A 13,055-nucleotide genomic window follows, 5' to 3' on the forward strand; every position below is an offset into this window, starting at 1 on the left:
CACAGTGGCCTTCTTTCCTAGCTACGACTGTCGAGTCTACTTAGAACAATTGAATCGGGTTGACAATGTCCGCCGTGAGCGTCAGCAAGGAGAACCCGATGAAAACAATGATGACCACGTAGGTGACAGGCATCAGTTTCATGTAGTCCACCGGCGCACCGTCGGGCAGGCCGCGACGATTGCGGAAAATGTTGCGGATGCGCTCGTAGATGGTCACGGCGATATGGCCACCATCGAGTGGCAACAGCGGCACGATGTTGAACACACCGAGGAAGAAGTTGAGCGACGCCAGCAGCCCGACGAACGTCTGCCAGTTGTCGTTTTCCACGGCCTGGCCACCGATGACACTGGCTCCGACGACACTCATCGGCGTGTCGAGCCCTCGTTCACCACCGAAGATCGAATCCCACAGCGCCTCCACCTTGCTCGGCAACTGCACCAACGCTTTCCCGGTCTGCACGAAGATGTCCCCGGTGAAAACGAAGGTCTCGGGCACCGCTTCGATCGGGTTGTATCGAATGTTCGGCGGTGGACCGCCGGTGACGCCGATCGCTCCCACGGTTGTCGAGTTCTTCGCTTTGGTCTCAGGATCGACGACGTAGCGCTGAACCTGAAGGATCGGAACGCTCAGAGTCTGCGAAGCACCGTCGCGATCGACTGTCAGATCGGCCGACCCGGTGGAGTCCCGAATGGCGAGAACGACATCGGACCAGGCCTCTGTCGGCTGACCGTTCACCGCAGTGATGATGTCGCCCGTGCGCAGTCCAGCTTCGGCAGCCGGACCGTCTCCCGAACACGGCGCAAGTTCACCGTCCTCGGTCTGGGACGTGCTGACACAACCGATGCCCTGGACCGTCGTTGTCGGCGTCACCCGATCCGGCGTGCCCCAGCCGAGCACCAACACGTAGACCAGAACGATTCCCAGCACGAAGTTCATCGCGATGCCGCCGACCATGACGACGATGCGCTTCCACGTCTTCTGGCGGTACATTGCGCGCTCGACCTCGTCGGGCGCGAGCTCGTCGATGGCGGTCATACCGGCGATGTCGCAGAACCCGCCTGCTGGAATGGCTTTGAGGCCGTACTCGGTCTCGCCGCGTCGGAAGGAGAAGATCTTCGGGCCGAACCCGATGTAGTAGCGGCGAACCTTCATGCCGAGCGCTTTCGCGGTCCACATGTGTCCCGCTTCGTGCAGCGCGATCGACACCCCGATTCCGACGGCGAACAGCACGACACCCAGAGCGAACACCATGTGTCAGAGGCCTTTCGGTTTCAGTAGTTCACGGGCGTGGGCCCGGGCCCAGGAGTCCGCCGCGAGTACGTCGTCGACGTCCCTGGGAGCCGTCGACCAGTCCTGCCCGCCGTCGCCCAGTACCGCGCGCACCGTCTCGACGATCTGCGGAAATTCGATTCTGTCGGCCAGGAACGCTTCTGCTGCGATTTCGTTGGACGCGTTGTACACCGCAGTCATGCACCCACCCATGATCCCGGCCTCACGCGCCAGCTGCACCGCTGGAAACACTCGGTCGTCGAGTGGCTCGAAGTCCCAGGAGAATGCGGTCGTGAAGTCGAGTGCACGGGCGACGTCGGGCACTCGATCGGGCCAGCCGAGGGCGAGCCCGATCGGCAACTTCATGTCCGGTGGACTGGCCTGAGCGATGGTCGAACCGTCGACGAACGTCACCATCGAGTGCACGATGGACTGCCGGTGCACGGTGACATCGATTTTCTCGTAGGGCACACCGAACAGCAGGTGCGCCTCGATCAGTTCCAGACCTTTGTTGACCAGTGTCGCCGAGTTCAACGTGTTCATCGGCCCCATCGACCAGGTGGGATGCGCGGCGGCCTGCTCCGGCGTGACCGACTTCAGTTCGCTCTCGCTCCACCCTCGAAAGGGACCTCCCGATGCAGTGAGAACCAGTCGATCCACTTCGCCGCGCGAACCGCTGCGCAGGCACTGGGCGAGCGCGGAGTGCTCGGAGTCGACCGGCACGATCTGACCGGGGGCTGCGGCGGCGAGAACCAGCTCGCCTCCGGCGACCAGGGATTCCTTGTTGGCCAACGCCAGGCGCGCACCGCTGTTCAGCGCGGCCAGGGTCGGTTCGAGGCCGAGAGAACCCACGAGGGCATTGAGCACGACGTCCGCCGGGGTCGACTCGACCAGCTCGGTCACTGCTCGCGGACCACTCAGCACTCCGGGGAAATCGAGCTCGGCGGCGGCCTCGGGCTGGGCGACGGCTACCCGTCGGACACCGGTCTCCGCGATCTGGCGACGGAGCAGTTCGATGTTTCCACCGCCCGCAGCCAGCCCGACCACGACGAAGCGGTCCGGGTTGGCGGCGATGACGTCGAGCGCTTGGGTTCCGATCGACCCGGTACTTCCCAGCAACAGCACACGTATCGGCTCGGGGCGATCCGAGTTGGTCGTTCGCTCACGATGGTCTGGCACCGGTCCATTGTTGCCTACCGAGGCTGAGAAACCCCTATGTGCCGACGCAGGCTGGCACGCTGGGGTGCATGGACTTCTCGAAGTACCGCTCGGCACCGTTCAATTACGACGATGCGGGGGCCACCGCCGGCCCACTGCCCACCGGATACCACCACGTCACGATGTCGAGGGTCGTGGGATCGGGGCTGGACGACTTCGTGGCGGCGGCCGATGCGTTGATGCGATGGGACATGCACCGAGGGGCAGGACTGAAGGTCCGTTCCGAGGCCGAGACCGCTGTGCCCGACTCGGTGGTCGTTCTCACACTCGGACCGGTGCGCATTCCGTGTCGAGTGGTCTATGTCATCGACGAGGCGAACCGTCAGGGTTTCGCCTACGGAACACTCGACGGGCATCCCGAGTCCGGCGAGGAACTCTTCTACGTCGACTACTCCCCCGCCGACGGTGCCGTCACCGCCCACATATCGGCGTTCTCGCGTCCCGGTCGCTGGTACACCAAGCTCGGCGGCCCGGTGGGCAGGCGTGTCCAGGCAGCGTTCACCGACCGCTATCTGAGCGCGCTGGCATCGGCGTGCCGACAGGCCGACTGACTCAGGCCTCGGGCGGGTGCACAGCTCGCCAGTGTTCGGCGATGTCGATTCTCTTCGCGACCCAGACCTTGTCGTGCGACTGCACGTGATCGAGGAAACGTTCCAGTGCAGCCATGCGGGCCGGCCTGCCCACCAGCCGGCAGTGAAGTCCGACCGAGAGCATCTTGGGACTCCCACTCGCGCCCTCGGCATAGAGAACGTCGAAGGCGTCACGTAGATGCGCGTAGAACTCGTCGCCCGTCGAGAATCCTCCCGGCGATGCGAAACGCATGTCGTTGGTGTCCAGGGTGTACGGCACCACCAGATGATCGACGACACCGCCGTCTCGGGGCACCTTCTCCCAGTACGGCAGATCGTCTGCATAGGAGTCGGAGTCGTACACGAATCCGCCGTGCTCCACCACGAGCGATCGGGTGTTGGGGGAATCGCGCCCGGTGTACCACCCCAGTGGCGCAGACCCCGTCAGCTCGCGCAGGATGGCCACGGCCTCCGCCATGTGCTCGCGTTCGACGTTCTCGTCGATCTGCTGATACGACAACCACCGCAAGCCGTGACATGCGATCTCGTGGTCCAACTCCAGCAGTGCCGCAACCACTTCCGGGTTCCGCTCCATGGCCTTGGCGACCGCGAACACCGTCAGCGGTAACCCACGCTTCTCGAATGCGCGCAGCACGCGCCACACTCCGGCTCTGGATCCGTACTCGTACAGCGATTCCATGCTCATGTGTCGATTCGGAAACGCCTGTGCGCCGATCATTTCCGACAGAAACGTCTCGGACTTCGTGTCGCCGTCGAGCACGTTGTTCTCGGCACCCTCCTCGTAATTGAGGACGAACTGGACGGCGATGTTCGCCTCATCCGGCCACTGCGCGAGCGGCGGCGTGCGGCCGTAACCGACCATGTCGCGGGGATAGCTCAGCGGGGACCGACTCGGACGATGGGGAAGGCGCTCGGAGGTCACCGCCGCAGTCTCTCATTCGAGCCCACACACGCGCTGGGTGAGCGATGCAACCCTGATCACTACGACGGGCGGTCGTATGCCAATATTGTTCCGACAACGCGCCTCGCACCGTGCGTGCAGGGACCCACGTGAACGCATCACCCGAGAGGATCGACCGGTGGCAAATACCGAACTGGAATCCGCTTCGTACGACCCGGTCGTCGATACCCGCAACGAGGTGCCCGAGGTGCCGTCCGCCGCATGGGGTTGGAGCGGCGAGTCGAACAAGGCGATGCGCGTCGCAGCCATCGTCGTTGCCGCGTTCCTGCTGTTCATGATCATCGGAAATCACACCGGCAAGGTCGAGGACCTGTGGTTGGTCGGATTTGCCGTCGCGCTGGTCGGACTCGTCGTGCGCGACGTCATCGTCCGCCGCAAGCCCCGCTAGCGGTTCAGTTCTCGGCGGCGAGCTGACCGCACGCCGCCGCGATCTCCTGCCCTCGGGTATCGCGGACGGTGCACGAGACGCCCTGCGCGATGACCCGGCGAACGAATTCCCGCTCCACCGGCTTCGGGCTGGCATCCCACTCGCTACCCGGAGTCGGGTTGAGGGGAATCAGGTTGACGTGTACCCGGGATCCGAGCGCCTTGTGCAGCTTCTTGCCCAGCATGTCCGCTCGCCACGGCTGATCGTTGACGTCCCGGATCATCGCGTACTCGATCGAGACGCGTCGACCGGTCTGATCGGCGTAGTACCGGGCAGCGGAGAGAACCTCCGCCACCGACCAACGATTGTTGACCGGGACCAACGTGTCTCGCAGCTCATCGTCCGGCGTGTGCAGAGACACGGCCAAGGTCACCGACAGACCCTCGTCGGCCAGCTTTCGAATGGCCGGAGCAAGGCCGACCGTCGATACGGTGACCGAACGCTGTGACAGTCCCAGCCCGTCGGGGGCTGGTGAGACGATCTTGCGCACCGCCGCGACGACGCGCTTGTAGTTGGCCAGCGGCTCGCCCATGCCCATGAACACGACGTTGGACAGACGACCCTCACCGCCGGGGACGACGCCGTCGCGCATGTCCGCGGCCGCCGAACGGACCTGATCGACGATCTCCGCCGTCGACAGGTTCCGCGTGAGGCCGGCCTGACCGGTCGCGCAGAACGGACATGCCATTCCGCAACCGGCCTGACTCGAGATGCACAGCGTCGCGCGATCCGGATACCGCATCAGAACACTCTCGAGCAGAGTCCCGTCGTTGGCCTTCCACAGGGTCTTTCGAGTGTCACCGTCATCACACGCCAAGTGCTTGATCGGCGTCAGCAAGGTGGGAAAGAGATCGGCACCGACCTTCTCCCGAGCCTCGGCCGGAAGATCGGTCATCTTGGTGGTGTCGGCCTCGAGCCGCGCGTAGTAGTGCCGCGCAAGTTGGTCGGCCCGGAATGCCGGTAGACCGAGTGCCTTCACTGCCTCACGCAGGCCCTCTTTGTCCAGGTCGGCGAGGTGACGCGACGGCATTCCCCGACGCGGAGCTGTGAAGACCAGCGGAAGATTCGGTCTCTTCTGCTCGGTCGTGCTGTCCGTTGCGGCTGCGGAATCACTCATGCTCGACCCCCGCGTCGTTCCTGCTGACTCAACTCCATACCCACCATTGTCCACCCGTTCCGCTCACAGTCCTATTCGCGGCGGTTTTCGACGGTGCCCTGACGGGTATCGACGCCGGGACCGATTGCGCGTGCATTCGGACCACGCGTGCGAAAGGATCATCGACATGGCCACCAGAGCAGACGACAGCAACGAGGCACCGTTCGACACATCGGCCTCGGCCACGCCCGGATTCGACCGGCCGACGAGTGCCGCCGGCGACCTCACCCCGATCACCACCCCGGATTCGGACGGCCATTCCGCGCCCGACCCCGAGTTCGTTCCGGAACAGCAGCACACCCCAACCGACGTGGCGCACACCCGCACCGCCGCCCTCTGGACCGGTCTGGTGGTCGGGGCCGTCGTCCTCGTAATCCTCCTGGTGTTCATCGTGCAGAACCTCGACTCGGTCACCGTCCAGATCTTCGCCTGGCAGCTCGACCTACCCCTCGGAATCAGCATGCTGCTGGCCGCGATCGCGGGCGCGCTGGTGATGGCCATGGCCGGCGGTGCCCGAATCCTGCAGGTCCGGCGCGCAGCGAAGAAGAACCAGCGTCACGGTTCGTGAACACTATGTACAGAAGCTGGCACCGATGCTCTGAATCGATAAGGTTGGCGGTGCCCGACTTCACTCGAGGAGCATGACGTGACTACTTTCATGGAGACACCGGTGGCATCCGGCGTTGCACCCGACCGCGCACGATCGTGGCTGTTGGTTCCGGCCACCAAGCCCGATACCTTCGACGCTGCTGTCGCATCCGGTGTCGACGCCGTCATCCTCGACATCGAGGACGCAGTCGCTCCAGCGAAGAAGCCTGCTGCTCGCGAGACCGTCGTGCGCTGGCTCAGCGAGGGCAACTCGGCCTGGGTGCGCGTCAACGACGCGACGACCCCGTACTGGGCCGACGATCTCGCCGCGTTGTCCGGGCTGCCCGGCCTGGTGGGGGTCATGCTCGCGAAGACCGAGAGCGGCGGTCAGGTCGAGGCGACAGCCGCCCGCCTCGCCGACGGCACCCCGATCCTCGCGCTGGTCGAATCAGCAGCAGGACTCGAGGCCGCCACCGAAATCGCGCGCGCGGACTCGACATTCCGTCTCGCCTTCGGCAGCGGCGACTTCCGACGCGACACGGGCATGAGCGACGACCCGCTCGCCATGGCCTACCCGCGCTCGCGACTGGTCGTCTCCTCGCGCGTCGCACGACTGCCCGGACCCATCGACGGTCCGACACTGACCGCGAACGACAGCATCCTCGGGCGCGATGCAGCCCTGACGCTCTCGATGGGCATGGCAGGCAAACTCTGTATGCACACCGATCAGGTGGCCATCGTCAACCGCGAACTGGCCCCCTCCCCGACCGACGTGTCCTGGGCTCACGATGTCATCGACGCTCTCGGTGCCGACGGTGCTCACGTCAAGGACGGCAGCGATCTGCCGCGTCTGGCAAAGGCTCTCAAGATCAACGAACTGGCTCGAATCTTCGGAATCTCTGCCGCGTCCTGATCGCTCGCTGCCGAGCCAGGCTCAGATCGACTCGACGCCGGTCGGCTTGTATCGAACGTGGATGCGATAGCGCACATTCAGGGTGAGGCCGTCGACCTGCCGTGCCGCAGCGCGCGCTACCCGCGGTGAGAACTCGATTCCCAGCACATCCCGCAAAACCCGGCGGTCGGGAAACGCCCACCTCGTGTCGACGCGTCGCATCTCGAATCCCTGGGCATCGAAGAACGCCTCGACGGCCGCCGGATCGTAGTGCGGGAGATCCGCACGCATCCAGTCCCCGTACGGAGACGCCGTCGCGTCGAGGTCCACGACCACCAACGCCCCTCCGGGCCGCAGAACTCGCATCGCTTCGCTGATACCCGGGCCGCAGCCGGGGCCGAAGAAATACGCGGTTCGCGCGTGGACGAGATCGACCGAACCTGTGTCGACGGGCAGCGCGTCCGCTCTACCCGCACGCACGTCGACGTTCGCAAGTGACTCGACGCGCGTGCGGGCTGCGGCCACCAATGGGGCGTGCGGTTCCACACCGATGACGTACCGGGCGTCCGCAGCGAACATCGGAAGATGGAAACCGCTGCCGCAGCCCACGTCCACGACGTTCTCGGCCGTCCAATCGACGGTCGATCGAATGGTCGCGAACACAGCGCCGTCGACGTCCTGAGCCCTGTTCTCCGCCTCGTACAGATGCGGCCAGTGCCAGATGTTGGGACTGGGAATCACCCCGCCGCGATCACCGCTCATCGTCCGGCGGAGTCGGTCAGAGCAACACGGTGAAGACGAGCCACGCAACGAACGCAGAGGGCAGCAACGAGTCGAGTCTGTCCATGATGCCGCCGTGGCCGGGCAGCAACGAGCCCATGTCCTTGATTCGAAGGTCGCGCTTGACCTGCGATTCGATGAGGTCGCCCAGAGTTCCCGTCACGACCAGCACGACTCCCAGCAGGACACCGATCATCGAGTTGGCCTCGAGAATCAAGGTCACCGTCAGCAGGCAACCGATGACGCAGAAGATGAGCGACCCGACCAGCCCTTCCCAGGACTTCTTCGGGCTGATGGCCGGTGCCATCGGGTGTTTGCCGAACAGCACACCGGCGATGTAACCACCGACATCCGAGCACACGACGCCGATGACGAAGACCAGGATGCGGCCGGCACCGTTGTCCTGCAGGACCATCAGAACGGCGAACGAGGCCAACAGCGGTAGCCAACACGCCACCAGAACGGTGACGGAGAGTTCTTCGAGATAGTTCTTGGGAGCAGTACCGAAGCCTTGTCTCAGCAACAGCCACACCATGCAGACCACGACGGTGCCCACAGCCGCACTGAGCACTCCGACGGCACCGAACGGCCAGCCCAGCCAGATCATGGCCTGACCACCGAGGATCAGCGGGATCCGCGGAACGAGAACACCGCCCTCGCGGAGCCGCTTGGACACCTCGTACGTCGCGACGGCCAACGCCACGGCCACGACACCGATCCATACCAGCGGCACGAACACGAGCACGAGGATCAACCCGATACCCAAACTGCCGCCGACGCCGATCGCGGCAGGCAGATTTCGACCCGCCTTGCCGGCGGACTTCGTGGCGGCGACCCCGGACGAGCCAGCGGGCGTGCCGCTGCCCTCCTGCCGATCCGGTCCCACCACTGTCGTCAACTCCTCGATATTCATCGTCGTTCCACCGTGTTGCGCAACTATCGAAGGAGGTCAGACCTCCATCAATTCACCCTCTTTGCGCTTGACCAGTTCGTCGACCGAGGCGGTGTACTTCGCGGTGGTCTTGTCGAGCTCGTTCTCGGCACGTACGACGTCGTCCTCGCCGGCCTCGCCGTCCTTCTGGATGCGCTTGAGCTCTTCCATCGTCTTGCGGCGCACGTTGCGAATGGACACCTTGGCGTCCTCGCCCTTGCCCTTGGCCTGCTTGACGAACTCGCGGCGTCGTTCCTCGGTCAGCTGCGGCACGCCGATACGAATCAGGTTGCCGTCGTTGGTGGGGTTGACGCCGAGATCGGAATTGCGGATAGCGGTTTCGATCGGCCCGAGCTGATTCGACTCGTACGGCTTGATCACCACCAATCGCGCCTCCGGCACGCTGATGCTGGCCAGCTGGGTGATGGGCGTCGGGGCACCGTAGTACTCGATGACGATGCGCGAGAACATTCCCGGGTTGGCCCGCCCGGTGCGGATCGAGGACAGATCGTCACGGGCAACCGATACGGCCTTTTCCATCTTCTCTTCGGCGTCGAAGAGAGCTTCGTCAATCACGATCTGTCCTCCATCGTCTTCGTTCTCGGTTCGTTCGCGGTCGTGTCGGCGGCATTCACGACGTGACCAGCGTGCCGATGTTCTCGCCCGACACGGCGCGAGCAATGTTTCCCTGAATCAGCAAATTGAACACCAACATCGGCATCTGATTGTCCATGCAGAGGCTGAAGGCAGTCGCGTCGGCAACTTTGAGGCCTCGCTCGAGGGCTTCGCGGTGGGTGATCGTGTCGAACATCGTCGCGTCGGGATCGAGCCGTGGATCGGCCGAGTAGACACCGTCGACGGCCTTGGCCATCAACAGCACCTCGGCACCGATCTCGAGCGCCCGCTGCGCCGCCGTCGTATCCGTCGAGAAGTAGGGCATGCCCATACCTGCGCCGAAGATGACGACACGCCCCTTCTCGAGGTGCCGTCGCGCGCGCAGCGGGAGGTACGGCTCGGCCACCTGGCCCATCGTGATCGCGGTCTGCACTCTGGTGGCAACACCCTGCTTTTCCAGAAAATCCTGCAGCGCAAGACAATTCATGACCGTGCCTAGCATGCCCATGTAGTCCGAGCGAGATCGGTCCATCCCCCGCTGCTGCAATTCGGCACCGCGGAAGAAGTTTCCGCCACCGATCACCACGGCGACCTGAACTCCGGTGGCCACCACCTCGGCGATCTGCTCGGCAACGTTGTTCACGACATCCGGATCGAGCCCCACCTGGCCACCACCGAACATCTCCCCACCCAGTTTGAGCATCACGCGTCGGAACCCGGGACGGTCAGGGGCCGGATCGGTCATAGCTCTCCTCGGTACTCGTCGAACACTACGGTTTACTCACCGATCATCCTGCCCTATCGGCACCCGATCGGTGGACACGGCTCCGACCTGCCTCGCGCACGAACGATGCCGTCCACTCGATGAAATCGAATGAACGGCATCGCCTCGATCGGATCCAGCGCAGACTAGCTGGCGCCGACCTCGAATCGGGAGAAACGGGTGATGGTCACGCCGGCCTCGTCGAGGATGGCCTTGACGGTCTTGTTGCCGTCCTGAACCGACTTCTGCTCGGTGAGAACGACGTCCTTGAAGAATCCGTTGACGCGACCTTCGACGATCTTCGGCAGAGCCTGCTCCGGCTTGCCCTCTTCGCGCGCGGTTTCTTCTGCGATCCGACGCTCGGCGGCGACCAGATCCTCGGGAACCTCGTCACGGGTGACGTACTTGGCCTTGAGCGCTGCGATCTGCATCGCGGCAGCGCGCGCAGCATCGCCGGCGGCGTCGCCGTCACCGGTGTACTCGACCAGCACGCCGACGGCAGGCGGCAGGTCCGCGCTGCGCTTGTGCAGGTAGGTCGCGGTGTTGCCGTCGTAGGACACGACGCGGCGAATTTCGAGCTTCTCGCCGATCTTGGCCGACAACTCGTTCAGAGCCGTCTCGACGGTCTTGCCGTTCAGGTCGAGTGCCTTGAGAGCGTCGACATCAGCAGGCTCGCCTGCTGCAGCCGTCGCCGCGACGGACGCGGCGAACGTCTGGAACTCGTCGTTCTTGGCCACGAAGTCGGTCTCGGAGTTGATCTCCACGAGCACTCCACCCTCGGCGACGACGAGGCCTTCGGCGGTGTTGCGCTCGGCGCGCTTGCCGACGTCCTTGGCACCCTTGATACGCAGGTACTCGACGGCCTTGTCGTAGTCGCCGTCGTTCTCGGCGAGTGCGTTCTTGCAGTCCATCATTCCGGAGCCGGTGAGCTCGCGGAGCCGCTTGACGTCGGCGGCAGTGTAGTTCGCCATCGTGGGCGAGCCTCCTCAAAAGTCTGAATACGGGCGTTGACGAAAGTGCTGTTCTCGAAGCGTGATCGACGGGCTCGCTGTGGAGCCGGACCGATCACAACCCTGACATACCGAAGCGGCCCCGGCCCACCCCCGAGGGTGAACCGGGACCGAATTCGATCAAGCCTGAGCGGCCGGCGCTTCTTCTGCTGCCGGTGCTTCTTCTGCTGCCGGGGCGTCGGCGGCCGGCGCATCGGCTGCGGGAGCCTCTGCTGCCGGAGCGTCAGCGGCCGGGGACGCCTGTGCGAGCTGCTCGAGCTCCCACTCTGCGAGCGGCTCGCCTGCGCCGACCTCGGGCTTGGCGTCGGTTGCGGTGTTCTGGCCTGCACGGGCCTGCACACCTTCGGCCACTGCGGATGCGACGACCTTGGTCAGCAGCGCAGCGGAACGGATCGCGTCGTCGTTACCCGGGATCGGGTAGTCGACCACGTCGGGATCGCAGTTGGTGTCCAGGATCGCGATGACCGGGATCTTCAGCTTGCGCGCTTCTCCGACGGCGATGTGCTCCTTGTTGGTGTCGACGATCCAGATGGCCGACGGAACCTTGGCCATGTCGCGGATGCCGCCGAGGGTGCGATCGAGCTTGGTCATCTCACGCGTGAGCATGAGGATTTCCTTCTTGGTGCGTCCCTCGAAGCCACCGGTCTGCTCCATTGCCTCGAGCTCCTTGAGGCGGACCAGGCGCTTGTGCACGGTCTGGAAGTTGGTGAGCATGCCACCGAGCCAGCGCTGGTTCACGTAGGGCATGCCCACGCGAGTTGCCTCAGCGGCGATGGACTCCTGTGCCTGCTTCTTGGTGCCGACGAACAGAACGGTGCCGCCGTGGGCGACCGTCTCCTTGACGAACTCGTAGGCCTTGTCGATGAAGGTCAGAGTCTGCTGCAAGTCGATGATGTAGATGCCGTTGCGGTCGGTGAAGATGAATCGCTTCATCTTCGGGTTCCAGCGACGGGTCTGGTGTCCGAAGTGTGTGCCGCTGTCGAGCAGCTGCTTCATTGTTACTACAGCCATGGCTGAATAACTCTCTTTCATGGTTCGGTTGACGCAGAGTGTCGGTGACCTCTGCCCTGGCGACCGCCGAAGTTGTCGGACCTGAACCACAGGGGGATCAGGACCGCCGACAACCGGTTCTCGTATCGTGAACTCTGCCGAGGCAGTCGATACGATGACGCGGACGCGCGAAGTCGACCCGTGCACGCACAGGCCGCAACAAGGAGTGTAGACCTGCGGCGGCCCCCGTCATAACCAGGCCCGACTGTCAAGAGATTCCGGTGCCTGTGGACGAATCTTTCGGTTGTCCACAATTCGTGCTGGGCCTCGTTTTCCAGCACATTCACAGGCCATCGTCGACGAGTGAACACTCTTCGTACCGGGTGCATCGCCTGCGTTCTTGCCGCGATCGTGCTGACCACGCCGGCCGCGGCAGCCGAATCGGACTCGTTCGCGTGGCCGATACGGCCGCACCCTCGCGTCGTGACACCGTTCGACCGCCCGGAACACGATTGGCTCCCCGGCCATCGCGGGGTCGACCTCGCCGCGGCGGACGGCACCTCGGTTCTGGCCGTCGCCGACGGCACGGTCGTGTTCGCAGGCCTCGTGGCCGGTAAGCCGGTGGTGTCGGTGGACCATCCGGGCGGACTTCGATCGACGTACGAACCCGTGACGGCGGCGGTCCGGGCCGGAGCACGAGTACGACGCGGCGACATCCTGGGTTCGCTGACGTCGGGACACGACGGCTGCACGGCGACATGCCTGCACTGGGGCATCAAGCGGGGCCGCGAATACCTCGATCCGACGGCCCTGGTGCGTGCCCGTCCGATCAGATTGAAACCCGTGCAGGAGCCGGTTCGGTGA

Annotated in this window: 15 protein-coding genes; 5 read left to right on the plus strand and 10 right to left on the minus strand. The window is 64.4% G+C overall.

The window, feature by feature from the left end; genetic code table 11:
• Positions 1-40: 40 nt before the first annotated feature.
• Together CH268_RS06800 and dxr are read right to left on the minus strand one after the other, a co-directional pair.
• Positions 41-1,252, minus strand: coding sequence for a M50 family metallopeptidase (locus CH268_RS06800; RefSeq protein ID WP_094653004.1), 1,212 nt, complete (start codon positions 1,250-1,252; stop codon positions 41-43).
• Between the two features lie 3 nt (positions 1,253-1,255).
• On the minus strand, positions 1,256-2,395 hold the full coding sequence (dxr, locus tag CH268_RS06805; RefSeq protein WP_094663029.1) for a 1-deoxy-D-xylulose-5-phosphate reductoisomerase: 1,140 nt from the start codon (positions 2,393-2,395) through the stop codon (positions 1,256-1,258).
• 122 nt (positions 2,396-2,517) lie between these two features.
• Here dxr and CH268_RS06810 point away from each other — a divergent pair, with 122 nt between their 5' ends.
• Positions 2,518-3,039, plus strand: coding sequence for a DUF1990 family protein (locus CH268_RS06810; RefSeq protein WP_032366411.1), 522 nt, complete (start codon positions 2,518-2,520; stop codon positions 3,037-3,039).
• Between the two features lies 1 nt (position 3,040).
• On the opposite strand, the gene puuE is transcribed toward CH268_RS06810, so the two are convergent.
• Complete coding sequence (gene puuE, locus CH268_RS06815) at positions 3,041-3,940, minus strand: allantoinase PuuE (protein ID WP_032370792.1); 900 nt, start codon at positions 3,938-3,940, stop codon at positions 3,041-3,043.
• A gap of 217 nt (positions 3,941-4,157) precedes the next feature.
• Between puuE and CH268_RS06820 the strand changes: the two genes are divergently transcribed.
• Positions 4,158-4,427, plus strand: a complete 270-nt coding sequence (locus tag CH268_RS06820) for a DUF2631 domain-containing protein (protein WP_027496710.1) — start codon at positions 4,158-4,160, stop codon at positions 4,425-4,427.
• A 4-nt stretch (positions 4,428-4,431) separates the two neighbouring features.
• On the opposite strand, the gene rlmN is transcribed toward CH268_RS06820, so the two are convergent.
• Positions 4,432-5,583 carry a 23S rRNA (adenine(2503)-C(2))-methyltransferase RlmN gene (rlmN, locus tag CH268_RS06825; protein WP_045841851.1) on the minus strand — a complete coding sequence of 384 codons (1,152 nt, stop codon included), beginning with the start codon at positions 5,581-5,583 and terminating at the stop codon, positions 4,432-4,434.
• 166 nt (positions 5,584-5,749) lie between these two features.
• On the opposite strand from rlmN, the gene CH268_RS06830 reads away from it, so the two are divergent.
• Together CH268_RS06830 and CH268_RS06835 are read left to right on the plus strand one after the other, a co-directional pair.
• Positions 5,750-6,190 (plus strand): LapA family protein, encoded by a 441-nt coding sequence (locus tag CH268_RS06830; RefSeq protein ID WP_094663200.1) that lies wholly within the window; start codon positions 5,750-5,752, stop codon positions 6,188-6,190.
• 90 nt (positions 6,191-6,280) lie between these two features.
• A complete protein-coding gene (locus CH268_RS06835) occupies positions 6,281-7,123 on the plus strand; it encodes an HpcH/HpaI aldolase/citrate lyase family protein (protein ID WP_032366409.1) in 843 nt (280 codons plus the stop codon).
• A gap of 21 nt (positions 7,124-7,144) precedes the next feature.
• Here CH268_RS06835 and CH268_RS06840 read toward each other — a convergent pair whose 3' ends face one another.
• From CH268_RS06840 to rpsB, 6 genes are all read right to left on the minus strand, one after another.
• Positions 7,145-7,864 (minus strand): class I SAM-dependent methyltransferase, encoded by a 720-nt coding sequence (locus CH268_RS06840; RefSeq protein ID WP_176456708.1) that lies wholly within the window; start codon positions 7,862-7,864, stop codon positions 7,145-7,147.
• A gap of 16 nt (positions 7,865-7,880) precedes the next feature.
• The gene (locus tag CH268_RS06845) at positions 7,881-8,795 is read right to left on the minus strand and encodes a phosphatidate cytidylyltransferase (RefSeq protein WP_027496706.1); all 915 of its coding nucleotides are present in this window, start codon (positions 8,793-8,795) and stop codon (positions 7,881-7,883) included.
• Positions 8,796-8,831: 36 nt separating this feature from the next.
• Positions 8,832-9,389, minus strand: a complete 558-nt coding sequence (frr, locus tag CH268_RS06850; RefSeq protein WP_027496705.1) for a ribosome recycling factor — start codon at positions 9,387-9,389, stop codon at positions 8,832-8,834.
• 55 nt (positions 9,390-9,444) lie between these two features.
• The gene (gene pyrH / locus CH268_RS06855) at positions 9,445-10,173 is read right to left on the minus strand and encodes a UMP kinase (RefSeq protein WP_027496704.1); all 729 of its coding nucleotides are present in this window, start codon (positions 10,171-10,173) and stop codon (positions 9,445-9,447) included.
• 164 nt (positions 10,174-10,337) lie between these two features.
• Positions 10,338-11,162: a translation elongation factor Ts gene (gene tsf, locus CH268_RS06860; protein ID WP_027496703.1), complete on the minus strand. Its 825-nt coding sequence runs from the start codon at positions 11,160-11,162 to the stop codon at positions 10,338-10,340.
• A gap of 159 nt (positions 11,163-11,321) precedes the next feature.
• Positions 11,322-12,212 (minus strand): 30S ribosomal protein S2, encoded by an 891-nt coding sequence (gene rpsB / locus CH268_RS06865; RefSeq protein WP_032366407.1) that lies wholly within the window; start codon positions 12,210-12,212, stop codon positions 11,322-11,324.
• A gap of 342 nt (positions 12,213-12,554) precedes the next feature.
• Here rpsB and CH268_RS06870 point away from each other — a divergent pair, with 342 nt between their 5' ends.
• Positions 12,555-13,055, plus strand: a complete 501-nt coding sequence (locus CH268_RS06870) for a M23 family metallopeptidase (RefSeq protein WP_081371335.1) — start codon at positions 12,555-12,557, stop codon at positions 13,053-13,055.

Origin of the sequence: Rhodococcus sp. 06-1460-1B (assembly GCF_002258475.1) — a bacterium.
GTDB lineage: Bacteria > Actinomycetota > Actinomycetes > Mycobacteriales > Mycobacteriaceae > Rhodococcoides > Rhodococcoides fascians.

Excerpts from the sequence above, each read along its gene's own strand:
- CH268_RS06800 (WP_094653004.1), bottom strand. The coding sequence starts at position 1,252 with ATGGTGTTCGCTCTGGGTGTCGTGCTGTTCGCCGTCGGAATCGGGGTG.
- CH268_RS06810 (WP_032366411.1), top strand. The coding sequence starts at position 2,518 with ATGGACTTCTCGAAGTACCGCTCGGCACCGTTCAATTACGACGATGCG.
- puuE (WP_032370792.1), bottom strand. The coding sequence starts at position 3,940 with ATGGTCGGTTACGGCCGCACGCCGCCGCTCGCGCAGTGGCCGGATGAG.
- rlmN (WP_045841851.1), bottom strand. The coding sequence starts at position 5,583 with ATGAGTGATTCCGCAGCCGCAACGGACAGCACGACCGAGCAGAAGAGA.
- CH268_RS06830 (WP_094663200.1), top strand. The coding sequence starts at position 5,750 with ATGGCCACCAGAGCAGACGACAGCAACGAGGCACCGTTCGACACATCG.
- CH268_RS06835 (WP_032366409.1), top strand. The coding sequence starts at position 6,281 with ATGGAGACACCGGTGGCATCCGGCGTTGCACCCGACCGCGCACGATCG.
- CH268_RS06840 (WP_176456708.1), bottom strand. The coding sequence starts at position 7,864 with ATGAGCGGTGATCGCGGCGGGGTGATTCCCAGTCCCAACATCTGGCAC.
- CH268_RS06845 (WP_027496706.1), bottom strand. The coding sequence starts at position 8,795 with ATGAATATCGAGGAGTTGACGACAGTGGTGGGACCGGATCGGCAGGAG.
- pyrH (WP_027496704.1), bottom strand. The coding sequence starts at position 10,173 with ATGACCGATCCGGCCCCTGACCGTCCCGGGTTCCGACGCGTGATGCTC.
- tsf (WP_027496703.1), bottom strand. The coding sequence starts at position 11,162 with ATGGCGAACTACACTGCCGCCGACGTCAAGCGGCTCCGCGAGCTCACC.
- rpsB (WP_032366407.1), bottom strand. The coding sequence starts at position 12,212 with ATGGCTGTAGTAACAATGAAGCAGCTGCTCGACAGCGGCACACACTTC.